At 61.6% G+C, this 24,666-nt stretch carries 26 protein-coding genes and 1 pseudogene; 20 read left to right on the plus strand and 7 right to left on the minus strand.

Annotation, left to right across the window (positions count from 1 at the left end; translation table 11 throughout):
• Window positions 1–10: 10 nt before the first annotated feature.
• The 11 genes from JWJ88_RS21480 (at window position 11) to JWJ88_RS21530 (ending at window position 9,420) form a co-directional block, all read left to right on the plus strand.
• On the plus strand, window positions 11–1,864 hold the full coding sequence (locus JWJ88_RS21480; RefSeq protein ID WP_240200403.1) for a methanol/ethanol family PQQ-dependent dehydrogenase: 1,854 nt from the start codon (window positions 11–13) through the stop codon (window positions 1,862–1,864).
• Window positions 1,865–1,938: 74 nt separating this feature from the next.
• Window positions 1,939–2,769 carry a methanol oxidation system protein MoxJ gene (moxJ, locus tag JWJ88_RS21485; protein ID WP_205296998.1) on the plus strand — a complete coding sequence of 277 codons (831 nt, stop codon included), beginning with the start codon at window positions 1,939–1,941 and terminating at the stop codon, window positions 2,767–2,769.
• 10 nt (window positions 2,770–2,779) lie between these two features.
• A complete protein-coding gene (gene moxG / locus JWJ88_RS21490; RefSeq protein ID WP_205296999.1) occupies window positions 2,780–3,313 on the plus strand; it encodes a cytochrome c(L), periplasmic in 534 nt (177 codons plus the stop codon).
• A 55-nt stretch (window positions 3,314–3,368) separates the two neighbouring features.
• Window positions 3,369–3,680, plus strand: coding sequence for a methanol dehydrogenase [cytochrome c] subunit (locus tag JWJ88_RS21495; protein ID WP_205297000.1), 312 nt, complete (start codon window positions 3,369–3,371; stop codon window positions 3,678–3,680).
• Window positions 3,681–3,741: 61 nt separating this feature from the next.
• Window positions 3,742–4,758 (plus strand): AAA family ATPase, encoded by a 1,017-nt coding sequence (locus JWJ88_RS21500; RefSeq protein WP_205297001.1) that lies wholly within the window; start codon window positions 3,742–3,744, stop codon window positions 4,756–4,758.
• Entirely contained in the window at window positions 4,755–5,609 is an 855-nt protein-coding gene (locus JWJ88_RS21505) for a DUF58 domain-containing protein (protein WP_205297002.1), read from the plus strand. The genes JWJ88_RS21500 and JWJ88_RS21505 overlap by 4 nt, the downstream gene beginning before the upstream one ends.
• Window positions 5,606–6,409 carry a nonribosomal peptide synthetase MxaA gene (locus JWJ88_RS21510; protein WP_205297003.1) on the plus strand — a complete coding sequence of 268 codons (804 nt, stop codon included), beginning with the start codon at window positions 5,606–5,608 and terminating at the stop codon, window positions 6,407–6,409. The genes JWJ88_RS21505 and JWJ88_RS21510 overlap by 4 nt, the downstream gene beginning before the upstream one ends.
• Entirely contained in the window at window positions 6,406–7,413 is a 1,008-nt protein-coding gene (locus JWJ88_RS21515) for a vWA domain-containing protein (RefSeq protein ID WP_205297004.1), read from the plus strand. The genes JWJ88_RS21510 and JWJ88_RS21515 overlap by 4 nt, the downstream gene beginning before the upstream one ends.
• Window positions 7,410–7,961, plus strand: coding sequence for a hypothetical protein (locus JWJ88_RS21520; RefSeq protein WP_205297005.1), 552 nt, complete (start codon window positions 7,410–7,412; stop codon window positions 7,959–7,961). The genes JWJ88_RS21515 and JWJ88_RS21520 overlap by 4 nt, the downstream gene beginning before the upstream one ends.
• Complete coding sequence (locus JWJ88_RS21525) at window positions 7,958–8,890, plus strand: VWA domain-containing protein (protein WP_240200387.1); 933 nt, start codon at window positions 7,958–7,960, stop codon at window positions 8,888–8,890. Before JWJ88_RS21520 ends, JWJ88_RS21525 begins: the two co-directional genes overlap by 4 nt.
• The gene (locus JWJ88_RS21530) at window positions 8,890–9,420 is read left to right on the plus strand and encodes an SRPBCC family protein (RefSeq protein WP_240200388.1); all 531 of its coding nucleotides are present in this window, start codon (window positions 8,890–8,892) and stop codon (window positions 9,418–9,420) included. Before JWJ88_RS21525 ends, JWJ88_RS21530 begins: the two co-directional genes overlap by 1 nt.
• A 17-nt stretch (window positions 9,421–9,437) precedes the next feature.
• On the opposite strand, the gene JWJ88_RS21535 is transcribed toward JWJ88_RS21530, so the two are convergent.
• The 6 genes and pseudogenes from JWJ88_RS21535 to JWJ88_RS21560 all read right to left on the minus strand — a co-directional run bounded on the left by JWJ88_RS21535 (window position 9,438) and on the right by JWJ88_RS21560 (window position 13,915).
• Window positions 9,438–10,289: an alpha/beta hydrolase family protein gene (locus JWJ88_RS21535; RefSeq protein WP_205297008.1), complete on the minus strand. Its 852-nt coding sequence runs from the start codon at window positions 10,287–10,289 to the stop codon at window positions 9,438–9,440.
• A gap of 56 nt (window positions 10,290–10,345) precedes the next feature.
• Window positions 10,346–11,053 carry a hypothetical protein gene (locus JWJ88_RS21950; protein WP_240200389.1) on the minus strand — a complete coding sequence of 236 codons (708 nt, stop codon included), beginning with the start codon at window positions 11,051–11,053 and terminating at the stop codon, window positions 10,346–10,348.
• Between the two features lie 224 nt (window positions 11,054–11,277).
• Window positions 11,278–11,600 (minus strand): annotated as a pseudogene (locus tag JWJ88_RS22260) (transposase); the annotation flags it as partial.
• Window positions 11,601–11,755: 155 nt separating this feature from the next.
• Entirely contained in the window at window positions 11,756–12,238 is a 483-nt protein-coding gene (locus tag JWJ88_RS21550) for a pyridoxamine 5'-phosphate oxidase family protein (protein WP_205297009.1), read from the minus strand.
• Window positions 12,239–12,323: 85 nt separating this feature from the next.
• The gene (locus tag JWJ88_RS21555; protein WP_205297010.1) at window positions 12,324–12,599 is read right to left on the minus strand and encodes an FAD-dependent oxidoreductase; all 276 of its coding nucleotides are present in this window, start codon (window positions 12,597–12,599) and stop codon (window positions 12,324–12,326) included.
• Between the two features lie 131 nt (window positions 12,600–12,730).
• Window positions 12,731–13,915, minus strand: coding sequence for a replication initiation protein (locus tag JWJ88_RS21560; protein WP_205297011.1), 1,185 nt, complete (start codon window positions 13,913–13,915; stop codon window positions 12,731–12,733).
• A 515-nt stretch (window positions 13,916–14,430) separates the two neighbouring features.
• Here JWJ88_RS21560 and JWJ88_RS21565 point away from each other — a divergent pair.
• The 3 genes from JWJ88_RS21565 to JWJ88_RS21575 all read left to right on the plus strand — a co-directional run bounded on the left by JWJ88_RS21565 (window position 14,431) and on the right by JWJ88_RS21575 (window position 17,290).
• On the plus strand, window positions 14,431–15,840 hold the full coding sequence (locus JWJ88_RS21565) for an AAA family ATPase (RefSeq protein WP_205297012.1): 1,410 nt from the start codon (window positions 14,431–14,433) through the stop codon (window positions 15,838–15,840).
• Entirely contained in the window at window positions 15,833–16,942 is a 1,110-nt protein-coding gene (locus JWJ88_RS21570) for a ParB/RepB/Spo0J family partition protein (protein ID WP_205297013.1), read from the plus strand. The genes JWJ88_RS21565 and JWJ88_RS21570 overlap by 8 nt, the downstream gene beginning before the upstream one ends.
• Window positions 16,943–17,137: 195 nt before the next feature.
• Window positions 17,138–17,290 (plus strand): hypothetical protein, encoded by a 153-nt coding sequence (locus JWJ88_RS21575; protein WP_205297014.1) that lies wholly within the window; start codon window positions 17,138–17,140, stop codon window positions 17,288–17,290.
• 612 nt (window positions 17,291–17,902) lie between these two features.
• Here the strand turns inward: JWJ88_RS21575 and JWJ88_RS21580 are convergent.
• The gene (locus JWJ88_RS21580) at window positions 17,903–18,802 is read right to left on the minus strand and encodes a LysR family transcriptional regulator (RefSeq protein WP_205297015.1); all 900 of its coding nucleotides are present in this window, start codon (window positions 18,800–18,802) and stop codon (window positions 17,903–17,905) included.
• 114 nt (window positions 18,803–18,916) lie between these two features.
• Between JWJ88_RS21580 and JWJ88_RS21585 the strand changes: the two genes are divergently transcribed.
• The 6 genes from JWJ88_RS21585 (at window position 18,917) to JWJ88_RS21610 (ending at window position 24,665) form a co-directional block, all read left to right on the plus strand.
• On the plus strand, window positions 18,917–19,672 hold the full coding sequence (locus JWJ88_RS21585) for an alpha/beta fold hydrolase (protein ID WP_205297016.1): 756 nt from the start codon (window positions 18,917–18,919) through the stop codon (window positions 19,670–19,672).
• A gap of 26 nt (window positions 19,673–19,698) precedes the next feature.
• Window positions 19,699–20,799 (plus strand): LLM class flavin-dependent oxidoreductase, encoded by a 1,101-nt coding sequence (locus JWJ88_RS21590; protein ID WP_205297017.1) that lies wholly within the window; start codon window positions 19,699–19,701, stop codon window positions 20,797–20,799.
• A 60-nt stretch (window positions 20,800–20,859) separates the two neighbouring features.
• Entirely contained in the window at window positions 20,860–22,398 is a 1,539-nt protein-coding gene (locus JWJ88_RS21595; RefSeq protein WP_205297018.1) for an acetolactate synthase large subunit, read from the plus strand.
• 105 nt (window positions 22,399–22,503) lie between these two features.
• Window positions 22,504–23,022 (plus strand): flavin reductase family protein, encoded by a 519-nt coding sequence (locus JWJ88_RS21600; RefSeq protein ID WP_205297019.1) that lies wholly within the window; start codon window positions 22,504–22,506, stop codon window positions 23,020–23,022.
• The gene (locus JWJ88_RS21605) at window positions 23,019–23,774 is read left to right on the plus strand and encodes an SDR family NAD(P)-dependent oxidoreductase (protein WP_205297020.1); all 756 of its coding nucleotides are present in this window, start codon (window positions 23,019–23,021) and stop codon (window positions 23,772–23,774) included. Before JWJ88_RS21600 ends, JWJ88_RS21605 begins: the two co-directional genes overlap by 4 nt.
• 18 nt (window positions 23,775–23,792) lie before the next feature.
• Entirely contained in the window at window positions 23,793–24,665 is an 873-nt protein-coding gene (locus JWJ88_RS21610) for an aspartate/glutamate racemase family protein (protein ID WP_205297021.1), read from the plus strand.
• Window position 24,666 lies beyond the last annotated feature (1 nt).

Genomic DNA, 24,666 nt, shown 5'->3' on the forward strand with positions numbered 1-24,666 from the left:
ATACCTTGCGATGACCGTCGCCATGGGCCTTGCCATCCTGACCACTGCACCAGCAACCGCCAACGACCAGTTGGTCGAACTGGCCAAGGACCCGGCAAACTGGGTCATGACGGGGCGCGATTACAACGCGCAGAACTATTCCGAAATGACCGACATCAACAAAGAGAACGTCAAGCAGCTGCGACCCGCCTGGTCCTTTTCGACCGGCGTGCTGCATGGACACGAAGGCACTCCGCTGGTCGTCGGCGACAAGATGTTCGTCCATACGCCCTTTCCCAACACGACATTCGCGCTGGATCTGAACGAGCCGGGCAATATCTTGTGGCAGAACAAGCCCAAGCAGAACCCGACCGCCCGGACCGTGGCCTGCTGCGACGTGGTGAACCGGGGGCTGGCCTATTGGCCGGGCGACGGCGACGTGCAGCCGCTGATCTTCCGCACCCAGCTTGACGGCCATATCGTCGCCATGGATGCCGAGACCGGCGAGACCCGCTGGATCATGGAGAACTCGGACATCAAGGTCGGCTCGACGCTGACCATCGCACCCTATGTCGTCAAGGACATGGTGCTGGTCGGCTCATCGGGCGCGGAACTGGGTGTGCGCGGCTATGTGACCGCCTATGACGTCAAGACCGGCGAGATGCGCTGGCGCGCCTTTGCCACCGGCCCGGATGACGAACTGTTGCTGGCCGAAGACTTCAACGCCCCGAACCCGCATTACGGCCAGAAGAATCTGGGCACCGAGACGTGGGAGGGCGACGCCTGGAAAATCGGCGGCGGCACCAACTGGGGCTGGTATGCCTATGACCCCGAGGTGGACCTGTTCTATTACGGCTCGGGCAACCCCGCGCCCTGGAACGAGACCATGCGTCCGGGCGACAACAAGTGGACCATGGCGATCTGGGGCCGCGAGGCAACCACCGGCGAGGCGAAGTTCGCCTATCAAAAGACCCCGCATGACGAATGGGACTATGCCGGCGTCAACGTCATGATGCTGTCCGAGCAAGAGGACAAACAGGGTCAGATGCGCAAGATGCTGACCCATCCGGACCGCAACGGCATCGTCTATACGCTGGACCGCACCAACGGCGACCTGATCTCGGCCGACAAGATGGACGACACGGTGAACTGGGTCAAAGAGGTGCAGCTGGATACCGGCCTGCCGGTGCGCGACCCCGAATTCGGCACCCGTATGGACCACAAGGCGCGCGACATCTGTCCCTCGGCCATGGGCTATCACAACCAGGGCCATGACAGCTACGACCCCGAGCGCAAGCTGTTCATGCTGGGCATCAACCATATCTGCATGGATTGGGAACCGTTCATGCTGCCCTATCGTGCCGGCCAGTTCTTCGTCGGTGCGACACTGACCATGTATCCGGGGCCAAAGGGCGACCGCCAGAACGCGCTGGGTCTGGGCCAGATCAAGGCCTATGACGCCATTTCGGGCGAGATGAAATGGGAAAAGATGGAACGCTTCTCGGTCTGGGGCGGCACCATGACGACGGCGGGCGGGCTGACCTTCTATGGCACGCTGGACGGCTTCATCAAGGCGCGCGACAGCGACACGGGTGATCTGCTGTGGAAGTTCAAGCTGCCTTCCGGCGTCATCGGCCATCCCATGACCTACAAGCACGACGGGCGCCAATATGTCGCGATCATGTATGGCGTCGGCGGCTGGCCGGGCGTGGGTCTGGTCTTTGACCTTGCCGACCCGACTGCCGGGCTGGGTTCGGTGGGCGCCTTCAAGCGTCTGCAGGAATTCACCCAGATGGGCGGCGGCGTAATGGTGTTCTCGATCGACGGCGAAAGCCCCTATTCCGACCCGAACGTGGGCGAATACGCGCCGGGCGAACCCACCTGACGCGGCAGGCGGGCCCGCCGTCTTCCTTCCCTGCGGGCCTGCCTGATTGACCTATTCAGTCTGGAGAAACCGAAATGAACATGGATTTCCTGCGGATTTGCGGGGCGGGGGTGGCGGCCTTGACCCTTGCCTCGCCCGCTTTGGCCGACACGACGTCCCTGCGGGTCTGTGCCTCGACCAAGGATGCGCCTTTTTCCCAAGCCGACGGCACGGGCTTCGAAAACAGGATAGCCCAGGTGCTGGCCGATGAGATGGGCGCAAGGCTTGAACTGGTGATGCTGGAAAAGGAAGCGATCTATCTGGTTCGCGACGGTATCGACAAGGATCTGTGCGACGTGCTGGTGGGTGTCGATGCGGACGACCCGCGCCTGCTGACCAGCAACCCCTATTACCGCTCGGGCTATGCTTTCATCACGCGGCAGGACCGCAACTTCGAAGGCGACAAATGGCAGGACGTGGACCAGGACGGCTTCAACACTTTTGCCTATCGCCTGCACTCTCCGGCCGAAACGATCCTGAAATATACTGGCCGCTATGAATACAACCTGATCTATCAGGCTTCGCTGACCAATTTCGAGGATCGCCGCAACAAATACACGCAGGTCGAAGCCAACCGGGTCGTCTCGGAGGTTTCGGACGGCGGCGCCGATCTGGCCATCGTCTTTGCCCCCGAGGCGGCGCGCTATGTCCGCGACTCTCGCGTGCCTTTGCGGATGACGCTGATCACCAATGAAATCGAACGCTCGGACGGGGTCATCATCCCGCTGCAATATTCGCAGTCGGTCGGTGTGTCCAAGACCCACCCCGAGCTTCTTGAGCCCATCGAACAGGCTCTGCAATCCGGTAGCAAGAAAATCGAGGCCATCCTGGCCGACGAAGGCATTCCCCTGCTGCCGTCAAGCTGAAGGAAATGGAATGACGAAGCCCAAGATCCTTGCCGCATGGGTGCTGGCGACGCTTGTCCCAGTCGCGGCAATGGCAGCCCCACAGTTCTTCAACATCATCGACGGCTCACCGCTGAGCTTCGATGACGCCATGGAGGAAGGCCGCGACACCGAGGCCGTGAAGCATTTCATGGAAACCGGCGAGAACATCTATAACGAAGACCTCGCGGTCCTGCCCGAGGGCGAGGAACTGTTCGCCGGCATGTGCTCGGGCTGCCATGGCCACTATGCCGAGGGCAAGATCGGTCCGGGCCTGAACGATGCCTATTGGACCTATCCCAGCAACGAAGAGGATGTCGGGCTGTTCTCGACCCTCTATGGCGGCGCGACCGGACAGATGGGCCCTATGTGGGGCAGCCTTACATTGGACGAGATGCTCAAGACCATGGCCTGGGTCCGCCACCTTTACACGGACGACCCCAAGGACGCCGCCTGGCTGACCGAAGAGCAGAAAGCAGGCTTCAAGCCGTTCCAACCCAAGTCGTCAGATGACGACAATTCGTGAACGCCAACCGCCGGGCGGCCCCCTCGCCCGGCCCGACCCAGAAGGAGGAGACAGCATGAAACGCATCCTGACCCTGACGATCGCCGCCCTTGCCATTGGCACTCCGGCGCTGGCCTATGACGGCACCAACTGCAAGGCCCCCGGCAATTGCTGGGAGCCCAAGCCCGACTATCCCGCAACGGTCGAGGGCTCGAAATACGATCCGCAGCACGATCCGGCCGAACTGTCGAAACAGGGCGAGTCGCTGGCCATCATGGACGCCCGCAACGAATGGCGGGTCTGGAACATGAAAAACACCGGCAAGTTTGAATATGACGTGAAAAAAATCGACGGATACGACGAAACCAAGGCTCCGCCCGCCGAATAAGCGGGCTGGGGGCGCTGCGCGTGTCTCCAGACCACGCGCAGCGCGTCAATCGGGACGGATCATGGATAGCAATATTTCCGACTGGCGTGTGCGGTTCCGCGACGCCGAAAAGGCGCTGAACGGTGTCGTTCTGGGACAGACCCGGAGCATACGCCTGCTGCTGATCTCGGCGCTGTGCCGCGGCCATGTGCTGCTGGCGGGCGATGTCGGAACCGGCAAGACCACGCTTTTGCGCGCCATGGCCCGCGCGCTTGGCGGCCCCTATGCCCGGGTCGAGGGCACGGTGGACCTGCTGCCGACCGACCTGATCTATGCCGCCCACATAGCCGAGGACGGCCGCCCGCGCATCGAGCCCGGCCCGGTTCTGGAGCAAGGCGAGGATCTTGCGGTCTTCTTTTTCAATGAAATCAATCGCGCCCGCCCGCAGGTCCACGCGCTGCTTTTGCGCTTGATGGCCGAGCGCAGCCTGTCGGCATTCCGGCGCGAATTTCATTTCCCGCATCTGCAGGTCTTTGCCGACCGCAACCAGATCGAGCGCGACGAGACATTCGAGCTGCCCGCCGCCGCCCGTGACCGCTTCCTGATGGAAATCGCCGTCGATGCCCCCGCCGCGCCCGAGGATCGCGTGGCGTTGGCCTTCGAGCCGCGCTTCCATGACACCACCACGCTGATTGCCAGTGTGGGTCAGGGCATGCTGCGCTATCGCGGGCTGAACGATCTGGCAGCCTCCATCCAGAGCGGTATCCACGCGAGCCCGGCGTTGCAACGCTATGTCTTCGACCTGTGCGAGGCACTGCGTCATCCGGCCTCGGCGGATCTGGTGCTGGAGGGCGCTGATGCCGCCCGCCTGATCCGGGGCGGCATCAGCCCTCGCGGTATGCAATATCTGGTCCGCGCCGCCCGGGCCGGCGCCTGGATCGAGGGCCGTAATGCCGTCCTGCCGCAGGATGTGCGTGCCGTTCTGGCCCCTGTCATGGCGCATCGCATCTTTCTTGCCCCTGCCTATGAGCCGCGACGCGATGCGCTGGTTCCGGCGCTGATCGACGCCGCCTTTGCCAAGATCCCGGTCCCGGCATGAACGCCCAGTTGCACCTGTTCGATGCTCTTGCCTGGCGGCTGGCGCAGGGGCTGCCGGGTTTGCGCAGCGGCAGCCATGCAGGCCGGATGCGCGGCGCGGGTGAAAACTTTGCCGACATCGCCCCCCTGCTGGCGCATCCCGACCCCAGACGCCTGGACCTGCGCCGTTCGGTCATGGATCCGCTGGGGGCGCTGCATGTCAGGCGTTTTCAGACCCGCACCGACCTGCGGCTGCATGTGGCGCTGGATGCCTCGGCCTCGCTGGGCGCGGTGGCGCGGGCGGACCGTCTGGGCCTTGCGCGACTGCTGGCCGCGGGCTTTGCACAGGCCGCAAGGTGCGCGCGCGATCTGTTTTCCCTGACCGTCTGCGCGGGCGACCGGGTACTGCACGACCAACCTCCGACGCGGCGCAGCCTTGCCCCAGAGTTGCTGGAACTGCCGCTTGAGCCCGCAGGACGCGGCACCAATGCGCTGACCGTCATGGCGCATGAACTGCCGCGGGAACGTGTCCTTGTCGTGTTGATTTCGGATTTCGAACTTGCGCAGGACGAACTGGCCGCGCTGCTGACGATCCTGCGCCCGCGAGCTGTACTGCCAATCTGGCTGCGCGACAGCGGGCTTGATGCGCCGCCCCCGCAGCTTGGGCTGGCCGAGGTCCGCGACCCCGAAACCGGCCGCCGCCGCACCGTGCTGACCACGCCGCGTTGGGCCACGCGACAGGCACAGGCGACCGCCAACCGCCATACCGCCCTGCGCCGCACTTTTGCGGAACACGGCCTTTCGCCCATCGAGATCACCGACAGCATCGATGTGGCGCAATTGGCCGTCTCGGTTTCCGAGGCTCCGCTGTGAGATGGCTGGCGCTGGCCCTGCTGCCGCTGCCCGCCTTTGCGCAGCAGGCCGAAAACCCGCGCCCTTATGGCTGGTGGCTGGGCGACGAGTTGGTGCAGCGCATCCGCATTACAGGCGTGCCGGACCCAGCCTCGCTGCCCCGTCCAAGGGCGGTGGATTACTGGCTGGACCTGCGCGAGGTAGCGCAGCGCGACATTCCCGGCGGCACCGAGCTGACCCTGCGCTGGCAAAATTTCTACTCTGCCCTGGAACCCAGCGAAAGACGGGTGCCGCCGTCGGCGATCAGGCTCGCGGATGGCACGGGGCTGGAACTGCCGGGCTTTCGCTATGTCACCTCGCCGATCCGCCCGATCCTTGCACCCTCGACCGCTAAGCAATTGCAGCCCGACCCGCCGTTTCACCTGATCGATCCGGTGCCCCCGCAATTGCGGCTGCTGGCGGCAGTGCTGGCCATGATGGTGGGCCTGTTGGCGCTGGCCTGGCAACAGGGCTGGTTCCCGTTCCACCGCCGTCCCGCGCGCCCGTTCACCCGTGCCGCCCGCACCGTTGCGCGCCTGCCCGAACCGCAGGCCCGTCACGCCCTGCACCGTGCCTTTGACCAAAGCTTTGGGCAGGTGCTGATCGGGGCGGATCTTGATCGCTTCCTGACAGCAGCACCGCAATTCGCTCCGCTGGCCCGGCGGTTGCGCGACTTTTTCGAGGCATCGGATGCTGCCTTCTTTGGGATGGGGCCGGGAGCCGCGCAGGACATACCGCAGCTTGCCCGCGATTTGGCGGCGATCGAGCGGGGCAGGCGATGATCGGATTTGCCCATGCGCCAGCTTTGTTCGCCCTGCCGGTGGCGCTGCTGCCGCTGGCCATTCGCTGGCTGGGTGCATCCGCCGTGCCGCGTCTGGACCTGCGCGCAGTCGGGGGACGCACGGTCGGCCCGGCGCTGATCGCGCTGGCGATGCTGGCGTTGGCCGCGCTGATCCTAGGCCTTGCGCAGCCCTATCTGCGGGGTGGCAGCGTCGCCTATCGCGGGATCGGGACGAATCTCGTGTTGCTGATCGACCGCTCTTCCAGCATGGACGATACTTTCGCGGGACGTTCCCCGCAGGGGGACAACGAAAGCAAGGCCAGTGCGGCGCGGCGCATCCTGCTGGATTTCATCGCGCGCCGTCCCGATGACCGCATCGGCATCGCCGCCTTTTCCACTGCCCCGATGCTGGTTCTGCCGATGACCGAAAGCCGCACCGCCATTGCCGCCGCCGTCGCCGCGATGGCCGAGCCGGGCCTGTCCCAGACCGATGTCGGGCGCGGACTGACACTGGCGCTGGAGATGGCGGGCGAGGCATCGGCCAGCGACGCGCGTGCCGTGGTGTTGGTCAGCGACGGCGCAGCCGTCATCGCGCCCGAGGTGCAGACCGCGCTGCGCAATCTTGCCGCGCGCCAGCAGGTGAATATCTACTGGCTCTACCTGCGGACCAAGGGCGCAAAGGGCATATTCGAGGTGCCCGAACCCGGACAGGGCGATACGCCACATCTGCGCCCCGAACGGCATCTGCACATCTTTTTGCAAAGCCTGCGCCTGCCCTATTACGCCTTCGAGGCCGACAGCCCGGGTGCAGTCGAGGCCGCCGTGACCGAAATCGACCGCATGGAATCCCGCCCCATCCTGACGCGCCGTCCCGTGCCGCGCCGCGATCTGGCTTGGGCTTGCTATCTGCTGGCCTCAATTTCCTGTGCCGCGCTTGCCGCCGCGCGCTGGCTGGAACGGCGCTATGCGCCCCGTCGTCCCGCCCCTTTACTGGTCACGACATGAGAAGGCTGGGTTTTTTCGCGCTGCTGGTCTGGGTCGCGCTTGCGGGTGCGGCGGTGCTGTGGTCGGGCTGGCAGTTATGGGGCGTGACGGTCGACAACCGCGCCATTCGCAGCCTTGCCGGTGGCCGCGATATCGCGTTGCGGGACGCTGCCGACCCGCGCGCCGCCCATGCCCGCGCGCTTTACATGATGCTGCGCGACCGGCCGCATGACGCCGAGGCGTTGTCGGGCGGACTGGCGGCCGCCCCGCCGGGGCTGGTATCCGAATATCACTATGCCATCGGCAATTCGCGGATGCGGATGGGGTTCGAGCGGATCGAGGCCAACCGCATCGACGACGCCACGGCGCTGATCAACCTCGCCAAGGCGTCCTATCGCGAGGCGCTGCGCGCCTACCCCGGCAATTTCGACGCCAAGGTGAATCTGGAGCTGGCTATGCGTCTGGTCCGGGATCTGCCGCGCGAGGGGCAGGATGGCGACGAAAACCCCGACACCCAGCCGCGCCGGCTGTGGACGGACCTGCCGGGCCTGCCCCGAGGCGAGCCATGACCGTGGCCCGCGCCATCCTGCCGGCGCTGGCAGCCGGACTGGCCCTGATTGCCGCCATAGGCCCGGGCATGGAGGGCCGGCGCGAGCTGCGCGATGCGCTGATCGTCGTGGACATTACCCGTTCGATGAATGTGCGCGACATGGACGGCGTCTCGCGGCTGGATGCAACGCGGGATGTGCTGACGCGCTGGATCGCCAGCCAGCCTTGCGGGACGCGGGTCGGCCTTGGCTTCTTTACCGAACGCCGCAGCCTGACGCTGATTGAACCGGTCGAGATCTGCACCGATTATGCCGCGTTGACCGGGACGCTGGCCGGTCTGGAATGGCGCATGGCCTGGGAAGGCGACAGCATGGTGTCCAAGGCGTTAAATCACGCGCTGAACCGGGCGCGGGGGCTGGATGCCGCGCTGGTCTTTATCACCGACGGACACGAGGCGCCGCCCCTGCCCTATTCGGGCCCCGAGGGCTGGCATGAAGACAGTCTGGGCGGTGTGATCCTTGGCGCGGGCGGCAATGAGCCCGCGCCGATCCCGAAATTCGACGATCTGGGGCGTGAGACCGGTTTTTACGGTTCCGAAGACGTGCAGCACGCGCCCTCCCGCATCGGTGCCCCGCCGACGGATGCGGCGGATCGGCCCGGCTTTCATCCGCGCAACAACCCCTATGGCGAAGCTGATCTGGAGGGGTCGGAACATCTTTCGGCGATGCGCGGGGATTACCTGACGCAGCTTGCAGGCGAACGCGGCATGGGCTTTGCGCGTCTGTCGGACGGACCTGCGGCCTTGGAGGCGGCGCTGGACGCCCATGCCCCGGCACGAGAGGTCACCACCCGCCGCAGCCTGTCGCCCGTTCTGGGCGCCTTGGCCTTGGCCGCGTTGCTGGCCGCGCTGCTTTCCACCCCGTTTCACGCAAGGAAGGAGATCATATGATGAACCGCAGAACCCTGCTTGCCTCGGCGATGGCGGCACTGGTGGCGAACCCACTGCTGGCCCATGGTCCGACGCCCCAGCAATTGTCGCGCAGCATCAAGGTGGCCGCGCCGCCGGAGAATGTCTGGGCGGTGCTGGCCGATCCGGCCTCTATCACGACATGGCAATCGGCGATCGCCACAGCCAGCATGGAGGGTGAGGGTGCAGGCGCCAAGCGCATAATCGAGTTCAAGACAGGGGGCACGCTGGTCGATGGCATCGACGACATCAGCGCCGAAAAGATGACGATCCGCTGGCGGCTGTCCAAGGAGGACATCGAGGTGTTCCCCATCAGCTTCTATACCAACAGCATCACGGTGGCCCCGGACGGTGACGGGGCAAGCGTCGCGTGGCAGGCCAGTTTCTTTCGCGCCGATACGACCAACGAGCCCGAAGAGCGTTTCAGCGACGAGGCAGCCGTCGCAGCCATGGAAAAATACGTCGACGACGCCTTGGCCGGCATCAAGGCTGCAGCCGAAAGCGGCAGTTGACCGCAATCTGTCCGGGCTTAACGCGCCTCGCCCAGTGTGGCCTTGAACCGCTCGACGGTCGCATCGATGACCTGCCCAGCCATCGAACGGCTGGGGGTGTAGACGTGGAATACATGATCGCCACCCTCGATCACCAGCGCCTGCTTGTCTGCGCTTGCTGCTGCTTCCATCAGCGCGGGGGTGTATTTGCGATAAGGATCGTCGCTACCGTTCACCGTCATAAACGGCCCGTCATAGGCCAGCAGCGCCGCCAGCAGGTCGTGCCCGTTCAGGCTGTCGAAAAAACCCTGCTTCAACGCCATGGTCCGCCAGCCCAGATCCAGCCCGACGACTCCATCCTGCGCCGCAAGGTCAAAGGCGCGCTGGCCCATGCTGTCCAGCATGTCGTCGTGGTAATTGCCCACCGGCGCCCACACGACAAGCGACTTGATCGCATCCGGTCGTGCCGCAGCCAATTCGATGGCAGCCCCCGCACCAAAGGAAAAGCCCATCACACCGATGTGCCCGGCATCAATCTGGTCCATCGCGGCAAGCGCCTGCAGTGCTATCGCCGCGTCCTCGTTCTGCCGCTCCAACGTGAATGCGCCCGTATCTCCGTCTGATTTGCCAAAGCCGCGAAAGTCGATCCTGAGCGAGGCAATGCCATTCGCGGCCAGTGCCTTTGCGCTATCGGCAAATATCAGCCCGACCTCATCGCGGCTCGAGCCCAGGCCGTGGAACATCAATACGGCGGGAAACTGGCCTTCTCCTTCAGGCATCTCAAGCGTCGCGGCAATACCCCGGTCGAGAGTCGGTGACGATACCCTCTCTCCATGGGCCGGCAATACGATCAAGGCAAGAGCGGCGCTGACGGTCAACCCCTTGCGCATGTTAACCATCGTATTTACAATAATTTTTAGGTTTCTTCTCTCATCCCGCAGATCTCCTATTCGACCACAAATCTGCCCTTGATGATATTGGCAGGTTCTGCGTGATCTTGCACGGTGAACTCGAATGTGCCGGAACGGACAGGATAAAAGCTGAACCGTATTGTTCCGGCTTCATCACATTGGAGGGCATGAAAGCTCAGCCCTTGCATATGAATCTCCTGGCCTTCGGCGCTGACAACTCTCAGATGTGAATTTGATAGCAAAGACACGGACTCGAATTGAAACCCCGTGCCATCGGCATCATCCGCGCAAACGAAGTTGAGGCGGTAGTATTCATTTTTCGCAAGCCGGAATTCGTCTTGCGAAATCGTGGGTTTCCCATCCTGACCTGCGGCCACTTCAAGGAATAATTCCTCCAAGGGTGCGGGCTGGGCTGACACAGAGAGTGCCATGCCAGTTGCAAGAAGCGTTGTGGCGACGAATTTCCCGATCATGCTGATCCTCCAGTTTGTAAGTAAGGACATGGATCCACATTCCGACGGTCGGCGAGAAAACAACATCTCGACACTGCTTGTTTGTGCGGATTCGCCCCCGTGTGGCAACATACGCTTGGCTGTTCGACATGCCACACCACGCTCGCCTTGGGCTGGGCTGCGAAGCTGTCGCTTTGCCGCCAGCGACCCTTGGAAAACATTTCCGAAGCGGCCGGGCGCCATGACATGATCTTTGCCAATCTCATAAGTTGGTTTTCCCTGCTTCTCCATCGAAACTTCTTGATTGCGGCAGCTTACAGAGCCGTCCGACCTGCCGACCAGCCTCCCACGTCAAGGAAGTTGAGCATTGATTGTCGTTCTTGTCTTCGGGGAAATTCCCCCGATCTTGGCAGGGCATTTTTCCGCGAACGGGAAACAGTCGCTGCGCGCCCTGGCGAGATGGTCCAGAGGTTCTGTCGCAAGCTTCCCGGGCCTTTATCACGTTGCGGCCATCTTTTCTCGAAGCTCCGGGTCGCCAGAAAGATCAGCTTCGGGGCGGCATCGTCCGTCGGGAACGAGCCTCTCGTCTTGATGGATTTGCGGAATGAGGAGGATCAGAAGACAGTCCGGGGGGCTGTTTTCCCGCCTTTCGGTCCGTCCATGAGCGGAAGTTCAGGCTGTGGCGAACCAGATGCACGACGCATGTCTGGACCATCGCCTCGGGAAATGTGGCAGTAATGGTTTCGGGAAAGCTCTTCAGCTCGTTCATCACCGAGAGCCAGAATTTGGCGCCCGTGGTCGGGCCCAAAAAGTCCCCCGGATTGTTTTGTGGCCCCTCCAACTCACGGCGATCCAGAGCCCCAGAACCTGGCGCTGGTAAAGGGTCGGGGACGGTTCGTTCGCCCAATTTCCGCAGCCCGGCGACCGATCGCAACACGGCGCTGCCGTGCATAACGGCAAGTAATGCCATGAAGACGAGCCATCGGGCGAGTTTTAGAAGGAGAGGGAGAAATGCTCTCCCATATCGGGTTTGTCGCCGGTGACCTTGGACTTCGCTATCTGGTAGATGAACGACAGGCTGCCACCCGTCACCCAAGCCTCGGCTTCGGAGAGATCGAACCGCAAAAGCTGGATATCCTCGTCCTGCTTGCCGTCTTCGAACCAACTGGAGGCCACGGCATTCCACAGCTCGTCAAGCTTGGCACGGTCATCGGACAGTGCCAGCCTGCCATGGATGCGGGCGAAAAGCCCTTTTCCTTCATCGGCGACCACATGCACGGCATCCTTGCCCCCAGCGGCCAGAGATCCGGCGAGATCCGTTCCCTTGGCAGTGATGAACCACAGCCTGCCGGCTTCGGCTTCGGCATAATGCGACATGGGCACAAGTCGGGCGTCTTCCATCAAGCCCAGCATGCCGGAGTTTATGCCGCCGAGCCGGCTCCAGAATTTCTCAACGTGATCGTCATGATCGGTCATGTTCGCCTCCTCTTCATGCCGCTCAACGATGGGTATCGAGAAATGTTCCTGCGAACGTATAAGGTGGGGACTGCACCGCAGATCATCACTGCACTATCAAAGGTACGATATCCTTGGTCCCCGTCCTGACGGAAATCGCATTCGTGTCGTAAAACTCCTGCCGGCGCAGCAGCAGCCGCTCTGGCTGGCCGTCCTTGAAATAGGTCTTGGACAGCGGCGGCCGGCTATAGGGCAAATAGGGCTCGTCTCCGATCAGCGTGACCGAGCCCGTGAATTTCTTTTGGCGAAGGCTGATCGCTAATTGGCTGGCGGCCTGCCCCGCCCCGATGATCAGGACTGAGTTCGGGATATGTTCGGTCATAGTCCATCCGTCCGGCTATAAGGTCCGGGCAGCCCATAGAGCCCGCCCGCATGCTGACGGCAAGTAAAGGTCAAGTATGCAATAATCTCAAGAAAAAATACTAATTGGCGATATAGAAATACCTTCTTGCCTCAAACCTCCTCCAGTCCCTCCAGCAAACCCGGCGACATCTCCTCCCAAAAGGCGGCGATGCGGGTGCTGTTCAGCGGCGACATCCAGCCGTGCTTTTCGAAATCATCACGCATGGCCGCGTCGGAAAGCTGCGCCAGAAACAACCGCTTGTCGGCGTCGCGCTGGGTCGGGGTGCGCGCCTTGACCGCCTCCAGGATGCGGCGCAACCGCTCGGCCCGCGGACTGGGGGCGGCCTCCCCTGCCCTGTCGGCCACTGCGCCGAAATTACCCTCCAGCGCGGCGGTCAGATAGCCCAGCTTGCTTTTTACGTTCTTGCGCGCCTCGACGTAGTCCAGCTTTTCCAGCACCTGCTCTTCGCCATGCGCGGACAGCCATTGACGCGCCAGCCGGTCGCTGACCCCCAGATCCCGCAGCCGGGCATAGACCGCGCCGTGCCGCATCCCCTCGCCGTCGTCCATATCCAGGATCGCCAGTTGCGGGTTTTCCTTGATGCGAAAGCGGATATCGGTGACCGCCCTGCCCTGCTTGCGCGTCTCGGGCGTGACAAGGATGTTGCTGGTGCGGTTCACCTCGTCCACGGCGGGCTTGATGACCTTGGCATTCAGGTGCTTGAAAGTCTCGTAATAGGCCGAGCCCTCGACCCCCATCAGCCGGCGGAACAGATCCAGCGGCCACCACCCCGTCGAGCCGGTCCTGACGAAGCGATAGCAATTCTCGTAAAGCGCCAGCGCGTGACCCGAGGTAAAGCGGCGCTGGATATTCAGGTTGATCAGCGCAAAAACCTTTGGATCATGCAGTTTTTCCGCCAGCGCCGGGGAATAGGCGTATTCGCAGATCCCGCCTTTCAGCTTGGCATAGCTCAGCAGGCTGGACACGCCCCATTCCTGCTGGCCCTTGCCGTCCAGCATGTCCCATTCCGCCACCGTTTCAGCCAGACCACGCAACGACTGTTTCAGCGTGTCCATGTCGTTGCTGTTATAGCCGATCATCAGGCACAGGGTCCGCGCGTCGATCTGGTGACGAGAGCGGCTGATCAGCGTGTCATAGGCATTCAGCAGCAGCACATTCGACAGCTTGCGCTGCAGAAGCGTCAACTTGCCCGAAACATGGATCGCCGCCACGTGTTTCTTGACCGCCCCCCGGCGCAGCGCGCCTGAAAGCTGATCGCGAGGGATATCGTCCATCGCCCTGCCCTTTTATCGTTACCCGGATTATGACGGATAAGGTACCTTCCGACAACAACTATCCGGGTCCCCGTTGATCGCGTGACCCGCTCCCGTAGATGGGTGCCTTTGCGCAATAGCACTCGGAAAGGCACCCGTTTGCAGGATGTCGGAGGGCTGCTTTCAGGCAGAAATCTGGCGAAAACCGCACATCCGGGCCCATCCCGCTGATGGAAACCTCATTTCCTGCGAATCGGTGCCGCAATTCCCGGATTCGGGTGCCCTTCATCCCGCAGACGGGTGCCCATCAGCCTGAAAACGGGTACCGAACTTGCGGTATCAGTCTGAAATTAATGGAATTTACAGTGCTAAAGATTCTAAAGAACTGAAAGGAATCACAAACTATATGTTGCTGCTTTCCGATAAATTTCAGGGATTTCGCTGCGAAACCTCGGAAGGTGATTCCCTTGTGAGCGATGACGTGTAATAGTTTCGCCCAAACACACATCGAAGCAGCACATCGCAGAGGTAGTGATATGTCCTCAGGCAAGGACCCCCTCCCCCCCTATTTCAACATCAACCCGGCAAAGGCGGCCGAGCGTCTTTCCGACCCTATCGACACCGCCCGATTCGCAAAAGCCGCCGCCTTCGCCGCGCGCGGGCGTCAGGATCTGGCCGAGCGCGGCTATGCCCCGGACGGCCGCAAGCGTTTGCGCCGGTTCTCCACTTGGGAGGTCTGCCGCTATCTCATCCCGGTGGCGCCCGCGCATTTCCGCCGCGTGCTGCTCAAGAACCCCGACCTGCCGCAAGGCACGGGCGAGGGCAATTCGAAATGGTTCAGCCTCGAAGACGTGTTGCGCCTGCGTGACCATTTTGCGGCCGAGGGCGCGGCCGGCCGGGAATACCGCCCCTGGCGCCCCGAGGGTCTGCCGGCCAAGATCATCGCCGTGGCCAATTTCAAGGGCGGCGTGGGCAAGACCTCGACCGCTGCGCATCTGGCCATGTCGGCGGCCCTGGACGGCTACAAGGTGCTGGTGATCGACCTCGACAGCCAGGGCAGCATGACCTCGATCATGGGCGGCAAGATCGCCGATGAATGGTCCACCGCCTTTCCGCTTCTGGCCAAGGATTACGCTCTGGCGCTGCAGGACGAAAACCGGGTGCGCGAGGCGGCGGGTCAGCCCCCCCTGCCCTTCGACGAGACCTTGACCGAGGCTCTGAACATTTCCGCCCCGGACCTGATTCAGAAAACGCATTGGCCGAACATCGACTTGCTGGGTGCGCAGCTCAATCTCTACTGGGCCGAGTTTCAGGTCCCGGTCTGGCGCATGGGCCTGCGCGGCTGGCCGCTGTGGGATGCGCTTGGCAACGCACTGGTGAACGACCGCGTCGTCGACAACTACGACATCATCATCATCGACACGCCGCCGGCGCTTGGCTACCTGACCATCAACGCGCTTGCGGCGGCCGATATTCTGCTGGTCCCGCTTGGCGCCTCGTTTCTGGAATTCGACTCGACCGGACGTTTCTTCGACATGCTCTATTCGACCTTCGCCAGCGTCGAAGAAGGCGAAAACGCCGCCCGCCGCCGCGACGGCTTGCCCGAGATGCGCTTTGAATGGGATGCCGTGCGGGCGATCGTCACCCGCTTTGACGCCAGCCAGCAGACCGATCTGGCCAACGTCATCCAAGCCTATTTCGGCGATTTCATGACCACCTATCGACAAGAGCTGACCGCTATGGTCGGTCAGGCGGGGGAGCAGGTGAACGGCATCTACGAGGCCGACTATCGCGAGTTCAACCGCGAAACCTATGTGCGCGGCCGTGAGACATTTGATCGCACCTGGGCAGAGGTGAAAGAGCTTATTCTGGGCACTTGGTGGCGCGATCTTCAGGTCAAAACCGCAGAAGAGGCGGCGCAGGCGAAGGAGCAGGCCCATGGCTAAGCGCAGAAGGTTGGAAACCCCCAGCAGCGCGGATCTGGACCGGATCGAGGAGCAGTTTCGCAGCGAAACCTCTGATCGTCCCGCCTTGGGCCGAGGCATCGCACCCATCGCTCAGGTCGCCGCCGACAGCGCCGCACTGTCCACCGTCGAAAGCGCCGATGTTCGCGCCGCCCGCGCCAAGGTCGAGGCGGACGCCGCTCGGCTGCACTCGGCGCAGGAACAGGGGCTGTTGATCGCCGAACTGCCCGTTGATCAGATCGACGAGGGCGCGATGATCCGCGACCGCATGGTGATGAGCGAAGAGGACATGCAGGAACTGCGCCTGTCCATCGCCGCGCACGGTCTGCGTTTGCCCATTGAGGTCTTTGAAATGGTCGTGCCGGAGGGGCAGGGGCGGCGCTACGGTTTGCTTTCGGGCTATCGTCGTCTGCATGCGGTGCGGGCGCTCTACGATCTGACGCAGGCCGAAAAGCACAGCCGGATCCGTGCGCTTATCCGGCCGCGCACCGAAGCTGACGAGGCCTTTGTCGCCATGGTCGAGGAAAACGAGGTCCGCGAGGAACTCAGCCATTTCGAGCGGGGCCGCATCGCCGTCATCGCCGCCAATCAGGGCGCTTTCGCCAATACCGAAGAGGCGGTGAACAAGCTGTTTGCCACCGGCTCGAAGGCCAAGCGCTCCAAGGTACGGTCCTTTGCCCTGATATTCGAGGAACTGGGCGATATGCTGCGTTTTCCCGAGGCCCTGACGGAAAGAAGCGGCCTGCGCCTGTCCGCCGCCTTGCGCAACGGGGCCGAGGCACGTCTTCGACAAGCCTTGTCGCTGCGGATTCCCGATGATGCGGACGCTGAATGGGCCTTGATCGAGCCGGTGCTGCAATCGGTCGAAAACGAGCCGCGCGATGCCGGACGAGGAGGGCGCCCGCGCTCGAAACCCGCGCCGCAAGGATGGATCGACGGGATGACGATGCGGACGAGCAACGGCGTTGAGATCAGGCGGGGCAGGGACGGCAACGCCCACCTTCTGCGGCTTGAGGGCGACGACCTGAGCGATGAAGTGATGGACAGCCTGCTCTCTGATATCCGGGCTCTTCTTGAGAAGTAACGGGTTTCGCAGCGAAACCAGCCGCGTTTTTACCAAAGCGACGCGATTACGTAGTGCGAAAACGCGTTGGGGTGTCGGCAGACAGGGTCCGCTGCTCCATCAAGGGTCAGAGCACCTTGCCGAAATCGGTCCGGCAGGTGCTGGATTTTGCGCCCGGCGACTGGCTGCGGCATGTGGCCCTGGATGGAGCGGCTGATGCAGGCGCGCCCGGTTGTGGAACTGGCCGGCATCTTGCGGCGCGAGGGCAGGGGGTCGATGATCGCCTCGGATACCAATGTCTTCGTGCCGTTTCTGACGCAGGCTGACCTGACGGGCCCCCGGCAGGCCAGCGCATTGTTTTCCGGCTGATAGCGGCGAATGCCGGCTATCTTTGCGAGCGAGGCTCTAGCCCAGATCGTGCGGGCCTGACGCGGGGCTATGAGCTGCCACGACAGGCCATCGCAACAGTAGTAGGCCGGGCTTCTGGCCGCGCAAGAGATCGCCGTCGAGGCCCTCGGATGCGGTGGGTCTTGTGGCCGAGCGTTGTCGTCAGGGCGGAGCGAGGTTTTCCGGCCACATGATCTTGCTTGCGATCCGAAGTGCAGGCTGAAGCGCGACCTGTAGTTTCGACCATAGAGACTTGGGACGGTGCGGTTGTGCGGCGCAGCTCTCGAGAGTCGTGATAAGCGGGCCTTGCCGGGAATGATGGTGGGTAAAGTGGGGATGCGGGCGTGATCCGCAGAATAGCATTATATGGCGGTCAATACGCATTATTTAATTGAATTAATTAATAAATATTCTTTAAAAGAGTGATGAGATTATGTCGTGGGTTCTGATGACATGCCCGTTCCCCGTATGTGGATCCTCGCTGACCCACCTTGGTACGCTGGCCCCGTCGGGGGCGGTCACATCATCAGAGCCCGGCGCGGATCCCGCCTGCCAGCATCAACCCTTTCGTTTCCTTGGTTTTTAGTTCGGGGACTACGGGGCGGTTTTATCGCCGCCGGATGCGGTGATCTCTATCAAAAAATCGATCAACACCCTTACCCGTGCAGGAAGGTGTCGACCGGCAGGAAAGATGACGGAAACCGCATGGCCTGCGACCTGATAGGGCTCCAGTACCGGGATCAGCCGACCCGCCATCAGGTCATGCCGCAAAGCCCACCAGGAGGAATGGACGATCCCCATTCCCATTACTGCAGCCTCGCGCAGCGCATCGCCGTTATAGACTGCCAGATTTCCTGAAACACGGATGCGCTGGCGTCCAGATTGTTCGTTTTTGAACGTCCAATCCAACCCAAATCGGCCATGAATGCAATTATGGTGCAGCAGATCTTCGGGCTTTTGCGGCGTGCCGTATTTTTCCAGATAGATCGGCGATGCTGCCGTGATCATAGGCCCGCGCGTCAACTGACGGCGTATGAAGCTTGTATCGGCCAATTCGCCCGTGTGAACGCCCAGGTCGTAACCTTGCTCGATCAGGTCAACATGCCGATCGCTGAAATGAATTTGCAATTGCACGTCGGGATATCGTTCGAAAAACTCCCTAAGTGCCGGAATAAGCGTCAGTCGCCCAAACAAGTTCGGCACGACAAGACGCACGGTACCCTGCACTGTCTTGCTGGCCACACGCATCGCGCTTTCTGCATCGCTGAGGTCGACAAGTATCTTCTTGACGCGGTCGAACAGCTCTTGTCCCGGTTCAGTCAGGGCCAGTTGACGGGTGGTCCGGTTGAACAGCCTTACCCGTAATTCATCCTCAAGCCGACTGATGGTCTTGGTTACCGTCGAGGCCGATGTGTTAAGTTTCTTGGCCGCAGAGGTGAAGCTGCCCTGTTCGCAGACTGCCACGAAGCATTGGAACGCGGCGAATTTGTTCATGCTGCCGTTCCTACATTATCGGAAAAATATTCACAAATGATATTCTAACTGCTGCAATTTCGGAGCGCAACAGGCTTGGTTATATCAAGTGAAGAAAACCAAGCGGAGGCTGAGATGCAGGATATCTTTGTTGAAACGTCGCAGGGCCGCATCCATCTTTTGGCGGCTGGAACCGGGACGCCGCTGCTGCTTCTGCACAGCAATGGTGGATCGGCCTATGAATATGAACATGTGATCGAACCCCTGGCCAGGAAATTCAAGGTTTATGCCTGGGACATGCCGGGGCAGGGCGACAGTGATCCATTGTCGCGCCATATCAGCGTAAAGCAATATGCTGACATCGTGATCGAGATGATGGACCGGCTGGAGCTGGACGAGGTCGTGGTCGCGGGGGCTTCAATCGGCGGTGCGATCTGTGTGGCGCTTGGTGCACATTACCCCGAACGGTTCTCGAAGATCTTCGTCGTCGAATGTCCTTTCCGCTCGCCCGAGGAATGGAAGAACAATTGGCACAACACCGAGGCAAACTATGCTCCGGTGACCCAAAGCCACGAAAAGGTTGCCCCTCGCCTACGGGACCTCACGTCCGAACTGATGCTGCGCTGGAACATTGATCGCGCCAAGGCCGGATCGAAAACGTGCCTGAGTGTCATGTGGGCGCTGCGCGAATATGATATCGCCGCGGACCTGAAGAAATTTCCTAACAACCAAGTGCTTGTTTTTGGAGATCGCAGCCCGACCGTGGGAAAGAATGAAAAATTCCACGCGGTCCTGAAGGGCACCACCACCCACATTATCGAAAACTGCGGACACTTTCCGATGATCGACGACCCGGAGCGGTTCGTCGAAATCATCGTTCAAGAGTCCTGAACCCTCGACCGAGCAGGAGAGACGATATGAGACTCGGCTATTTCGCCATGCCCATGCATCCGCAGCAACGTGCTTGGGCCGACACGCTGGATGAAGACCGCGCGGCCGTGATTTTGGCCGATGAACTGGGCTTCTATGACGCCTTCATAGGCGAGCACCTGACCGATAGGGTCGAAAACATTACCTCCAGCATGCTGTTCCAAGCCTCGCTGATCCATGCGACGAAAAATATCAAGCTGGCCACCGGGACCACGAATCTTTCCTATATGCACCCGACGCTGATCGCCTCGAATGCCGCGATGTTCGATCATATGTCTAAGGGGCGGTTCATTTTCGGCATCAGTCCGGGCAACCTTCGATCCGATGCCGAAGCGCTTGGCCAGTTGGACGAGGATCGCGGCAAGATGTTTGCCGAAGCTATCGACGTGATCCTGGAAATTTGGAACCGTGAGGCGCCCTACAGGATCGACCTGCCCGACAACCGCTTCAAAGTCACCACCGAGCAGACCGCCTGGCTGGAAATGGGGATAGGTCATCTGGGCCAGCCCTATCAGCAGCCGCGCCCGGAAATCGTCGGAACGGTCGTCGCGCCGTTTTCTCCCGGGGTTATTCTAATGGGCAAGCGTGATTTCCACCCGCTTTCGGCCAACTTCCTGCAAGCGAAGTGGGCCAAGACGCACTGGGACAATTATGTGCAGGGCAAGGAATCCATCGGACAAGTGGCCAACCCCTCTGACTGGCGTGTGGCGCGAACGATCTTCGTGGCGGATGATGAGGGGACCGCGCAGCGCTATGCCGGCGCCGATGCGAACAGCCCGTATCGATTCTATTACAACCAGATGCTGACCAAGTTTGCCAAGATCGGCCGTCTTCCTCTCTTCAAGGAAGCTCGTGAACAGCCGGATGCGGAGATCACGCTGGACTATGTTCTGGACAAGCTGGTGATCCGGGGCACGGTGAACAGCGTGGTGGACCAGATCCTCGCATTGCGCGAGCAGATAGGTGACTTCGGCGAGTTGGTCTATGCCGGTATGGACTGGGTGGACCCGGCTCTTGCCAAGCGATCAATGCAACTGATGGCCGAGGAAGTGATGCCGCGGGTCAACGCCGCCATCGGCAAGACCTGAACGTCCGAAGTCGGGGGCGGTACGGCCGTCCTGTCCTGCCCAATCGCAAGGGAGAAAAAGATGAACGGCGCGGAAAGCCTGGTAAGAACCCTCGTCGGTGCGGGGGTGGAAGTCTGCTTTGCCAACCCCGGCACCTCCGAGATGCATTTTGTATCGGCACTTGACCGGACTCAGGGCATGCGTTCGATTCTCGTGCTGTTCGAGGGCAGCGCGACCGGCGCGGCAGACGGCTATTACCGCATGACGGGAAAGCCGGCCTCGACTCTGCTGCACCTTGGACCGGGACTGGCGAATGGACTGTCGAATGTTCACAACGCCCGCAAGGCAGCCTCAGGCATGGTCAACGTGATCGGTGAACATGCGACCTGGCATCTGGAATTCGACGCACCATTGGCCTCGGATATTGAAGGATTGGCACGGCCGCTGTCGGATTGGGTTCATACGTCGCGTGGGGCGAATGCCATTGGTGCAGATGCGGCCAAAGCAATAGAGGTGGCGCGACGCTCGGGTATAGCTTCGCTTATCCTGCCAGGTGATACGGCTTGGAACGAAGGCGGCGTCGTGGCCAGCCTGAGTGCCGCCGCGCAGGAGGACCCCGTCGATTTCGACGCGGTCGAGGCGGCGGCGCGCGCGCTGCTGTCGGGACAGAAATCCATGTTGTTGATAGGCGGCCAGACGATCCGCGGTGAAGCGCTGGAGCTTGCCGGTCAGATCGCGGGCCGTACCGGGGCGACGCTTGCGACGCAATTCTTTAGCGCGCGGACCGAGCGTGGGGCGGGGCGCGTCACCGCGTTGCGAATTCCGTATAATGTCGATGCAGCATTGAATATGCTGGCAGATTATCGCCAGATCGTTACGGTAGAGACCCGCGAACCGGTATCCTTCTTCGCATATCCCAACAAGCCCAGCCAGATGAAGCACCCCGAGACGCAGGTGACCGAATTGTCGCCGCGGGGGCTTAGCAGTGTCGCTGCGCTTCGTGCGCTGGCCGATGCCGTGGGTGCCCGACCACAGCATATGCGACGCCAGCAGCAAGGTGAGGACGGCCTGCCGTCAGGTGCACTGAACCCGGTCAGCATCGCGCAGATTCTGGCGCAACTTATCCCGGAAAACGCGATCATCGTCGATGAATCGGTGACCACCGGGCGCGAAAGCTTTGGCCTCACGGCAGGTGCCCGTCCACATGATTGGCTGCAAAACATGGGCGGCTCGATCGGCTTCGGCATGCCTGTGGCAACGGGGGCTGCGATTGCCTGTCCCGACCGTCGGGTCATCAGCCTGTCGGGTGACGGCTGTGCCATGTATATGCCGCAGACCCTGTGGACGCAGGCGCGGGAAGGTCTGGACGTCACTGCCATCATCTTCGCCAACCGTGCTTATCAGATCTTGCAGCAGGAATTCGCAGGTGTTGGCGCCGGAATGCCTGGGGAAAAGGCTCGTGCGATGCTGTCTATCGACAATCCGACGCTGGATTTCGTTGCCATGTCGCAAAGCATGGGTGTTCCGGCAGAGCGGGTGCATGACTGCGAGGAGCTGATCGTAGCACTGCGCCGTCGTCTTGTGGAGCCGGGACCGAATCTTATCGAGGTAATCCTGTGATTTTGGAAATAATGGAAATTATCCTCTGAGCATTAAGGATATTATAGTAGCCAATAATTGACGCCATATTGCTTGGGAAGCTAACTTCTAGAGTCGAGATCAAAGATGACAACAACGATTGACGCATTTGAATTTCGCCAGACCATGTCCAGTTTCGCCACCGGCGTGGCGGTACTCACGACCACCCATGAGGGCCAGCGTTTTGGCATGACGATCAATTCGCTGACCTCTGTCTCGCTGGATCCACCGCAGATCCTTGTCTGCATCAACCGGGGCAGCGCAACCGGTGAGTCGATCAAGAAAAGCGGTATTTTCGCGGTTAGCCTTCTGGCGAATGACCAGACAGCAGCGGCGAAAAGCTTTGTGGGACGGGATGCCGCCCGGTTCGACGCAATTCGCTGTACCGACGATGCAGCCTGCGGCGCGCCGTTGGTGGATGACGCGCTGGCGGGTATCGTTTGCCGCTTGGCTAACATAGTCGAAAGTGGCGACCATGAAATCCTGATCGGCGATGTCGCGCATTGCGTGCGGGGCGGCGGTGATCCGCTGGTATTCTTTGGCGGCAAATACGGCGGCTTCCAGCCGGCCAAATCGCCGGGCGAAATGCAAAGGGGAGTTGCATGACACAGACGGCAGACAAGGGCGTACCGGTGGCGCTGGTGACGGGCGCAGCCTACGGCATCGGCGCCGCATCTGCGGTTCAACTGGCGAAGGACGGGCATGATCTCGTGCTTTTTGACCTGAAGACCGAAATGCTGGACGAGACCGCCGCCGCCATCCGTGCTCTGGGCTGCCAGGTGGAATGCCTGACGATGGATTTGCGCGACGATGCCAGTATCGAGGCCGGGATCGATGCCGCGTTGGCTACCTTTGGCCGCGTTGATGTGCTGGTGAACAACGCCGGCATCCCGATGCGCAAACCCGCGCTGGAGGTAACGCGCGAGGATTTCAACCTTGTGATGGATATCAACCTTGCGGGGACCTTCGTCATGTCGCGGATCTTCGGGGATCGGCTGATCGCGGCGGGTCGACCCGGGGTGATCGTCTCCATCGCCTCGACCCATGGTCTGCATGGGGTGCCCGAAAGCTCGACCTATGGCATCGCCAAGGCCGGTGTCGCCCATATGACGCGGATGCTGGCAATCGAATGGGCCAAGCACAACATCCGGGTCAATGCGGTGGCGCCGGGCTCGACCGTGACGCCGACCCGAACCGGTCTGTCCGATCCGGCCAAGCGTGATGCACTGATGGCGCGCTTTCCGCTCAACCGCTTCGGTTCGCCCGAGGATACGGCCGAAGCCGTATCATATCTGGTCCGTGCCGGCTTCGTCACCGGCCACGTGCTGGTGGTCGATGGTGGCCTAACCGCGAAATAGTACTGGGAAAACGGATCGATGACCACTGATACCACTGCGCAATCGCGCTATCGTTTTCTGCTGATCCAAGGGTTCCGTCTGCCGTCGGACAGCCCGTATTTGCACCGCAAGCTGGACGGACCCAAGGAAACGACGGTGATGGATTACCCGCTTCTGGCACCAATGCTGGAGGGGGTCGCCTGGGATGTCCATGGCGGTGCACCCACCACGTACGGCAATTGGCCGGTCGAGAACCGACGGGAGTTCATGCATTCGGGTCTGGCCCGGCTGCCCATCGTCAAGGAAGCCTGCGAAAGCGGCAAATATAACGCCATCATCCTGTTGGGCGGCGGGGAGCCGGGCTTTCATGAGGCCACCGAGCTGGCGCGGCCCTACGGCATCCCCGTCTCCTCCTGCGCCTGGTCGCAGATGCATGTGGCGGCAATGCTGGGATCAAAATTCGGGGTGATCGACTTGGCCGAAAGTCATTCCAGCTATTATTCCAACCTGATCCTGCAGCACCGGATGGAGGGCCGCTGCGCTTCGATCCGGCTGATCAATTTTCCCCATGACCGGCCCGGCTGCGTCTCGGGCCGCCCTTTGCACGAGGAACGTGCAAAGGCGCGATCCGGCGAACGGTCCGTCGCAGTGGACGAGGCGGTGGAACAGGCCGTTGCCGCAATTGAGGAAGATGGCGCCGAAGTGATTTTCATGAGCTGTTCTGGCCTGTTCTGGTTGCAGCCCTTCATACAGGCGCGGCTGGACGAAATGGGTTGGGAAGTGCCGGTCCTGCACGGTTACAAATGCGCGATCTCGACGGCCAAGGCGATGGTAGACATGGATGTGACGGCCAGCGGCCTGAAATATCCGGGCGACCGGCCGAGGCGGTGGCGTCGGAAGAAGGTGGTTTGAC

The organism is Paracoccus methylovorus (assembly GCF_016919705.1).
GTDB classification, from domain to species: Bacteria; Pseudomonadota; Alphaproteobacteria; order Rhodobacterales; family Rhodobacteraceae; genus Paracoccus; species Paracoccus methylovorus.

What these genes read in the sequence shown, in the direction of transcription:
- JWJ88_RS21480 (WP_240200403.1), top strand. Translation starts at nt 11, where the DNA reads ATGACCGTCGCCATGGGCCTTGCCATCCTGACCACTGCACCAGCAACC.
- moxJ (WP_205296998.1), top strand. Translation starts at nt 1,939, where the DNA reads ATGAACATGGATTTCCTGCGGATTTGCGGGGCGGGGGTGGCGGCCTTG.
- moxG (WP_205296999.1), top strand. Translation starts at nt 2,780, where the DNA reads ATGACGAAGCCCAAGATCCTTGCCGCATGGGTGCTGGCGACGCTTGTC.
- JWJ88_RS21495 (WP_205297000.1), top strand. Translation starts at nt 3,369, where the DNA reads ATGAAACGCATCCTGACCCTGACGATCGCCGCCCTTGCCATTGGCACT.
- JWJ88_RS21500 (WP_205297001.1), top strand. Translation starts at nt 3,742, where the DNA reads ATGGATAGCAATATTTCCGACTGGCGTGTGCGGTTCCGCGACGCCGAA.
- JWJ88_RS21505 (WP_205297002.1), top strand. Translation starts at nt 4,755, where the DNA reads ATGAACGCCCAGTTGCACCTGTTCGATGCTCTTGCCTGGCGGCTGGCG.
- JWJ88_RS21515 (WP_205297004.1), top strand. Translation starts at nt 6,406, where the DNA reads ATGATCGGATTTGCCCATGCGCCAGCTTTGTTCGCCCTGCCGGTGGCG.
- JWJ88_RS21520 (WP_205297005.1), top strand. Translation starts at nt 7,410, where the DNA reads ATGAGAAGGCTGGGTTTTTTCGCGCTGCTGGTCTGGGTCGCGCTTGCG.
- JWJ88_RS21525 (WP_240200387.1), top strand. Translation starts at nt 7,958, where the DNA reads ATGACCGTGGCCCGCGCCATCCTGCCGGCGCTGGCAGCCGGACTGGCC.
- JWJ88_RS21530 (WP_240200388.1), top strand. Translation starts at nt 8,890, where the DNA reads ATGAACCGCAGAACCCTGCTTGCCTCGGCGATGGCGGCACTGGTGGCG.
- JWJ88_RS21535 (WP_205297008.1), bottom strand. Translation starts at nt 10,289, where the DNA reads ATGCGCAAGGGGTTGACCGTCAGCGCCGCTCTTGCCTTGATCGTATTG.
- JWJ88_RS21950 (WP_240200389.1), bottom strand. Translation starts at nt 11,053, where the DNA reads ATGGAGAAGCAGGGAAAACCAACTTATGAGATTGGCAAAGATCATGTC.
- JWJ88_RS21550 (WP_205297009.1), bottom strand. Translation starts at nt 12,238, where the DNA reads ATGACCGATCATGACGATCACGTTGAGAAATTCTGGAGCCGGCTCGGC.
- JWJ88_RS21555 (WP_205297010.1), bottom strand. Translation starts at nt 12,599, where the DNA reads ATGACCGAACATATCCCGAACTCAGTCCTGATCATCGGGGCGGGGCAG.
- JWJ88_RS21560 (WP_205297011.1), bottom strand. Translation starts at nt 13,915, where the DNA reads ATGGACGATATCCCTCGCGATCAGCTTTCAGGCGCGCTGCGCCGGGGG.
- JWJ88_RS21565 (WP_205297012.1), top strand. Translation starts at nt 14,431, where the DNA reads ATGTCCTCAGGCAAGGACCCCCTCCCCCCCTATTTCAACATCAACCCG.
- JWJ88_RS21570 (WP_205297013.1), top strand. Translation starts at nt 15,833, where the DNA reads ATGGCTAAGCGCAGAAGGTTGGAAACCCCCAGCAGCGCGGATCTGGAC.
- JWJ88_RS21575 (WP_205297014.1), top strand. Translation starts at nt 17,138, where the DNA reads ATGCAGGCGCGCCCGGTTGTGGAACTGGCCGGCATCTTGCGGCGCGAG.
- JWJ88_RS21580 (WP_205297015.1), bottom strand. Translation starts at nt 18,802, where the DNA reads ATGAACAAATTCGCCGCGTTCCAATGCTTCGTGGCAGTCTGCGAACAG.
- JWJ88_RS21585 (WP_205297016.1), top strand. Translation starts at nt 18,917, where the DNA reads ATGCAGGATATCTTTGTTGAAACGTCGCAGGGCCGCATCCATCTTTTG.
- JWJ88_RS21590 (WP_205297017.1), top strand. Translation starts at nt 19,699, where the DNA reads ATGAGACTCGGCTATTTCGCCATGCCCATGCATCCGCAGCAACGTGCT.
- JWJ88_RS21595 (WP_205297018.1), top strand. Translation starts at nt 20,860, where the DNA reads ATGAACGGCGCGGAAAGCCTGGTAAGAACCCTCGTCGGTGCGGGGGTG.
- JWJ88_RS21600 (WP_205297019.1), top strand. Translation starts at nt 22,504, where the DNA reads ATGACAACAACGATTGACGCATTTGAATTTCGCCAGACCATGTCCAGT.
- JWJ88_RS21605 (WP_205297020.1), top strand. Translation starts at nt 23,019, where the DNA reads ATGACACAGACGGCAGACAAGGGCGTACCGGTGGCGCTGGTGACGGGC.
- JWJ88_RS21610 (WP_205297021.1), top strand. Translation starts at nt 23,793, where the DNA reads ATGACCACTGATACCACTGCGCAATCGCGCTATCGTTTTCTGCTGATC.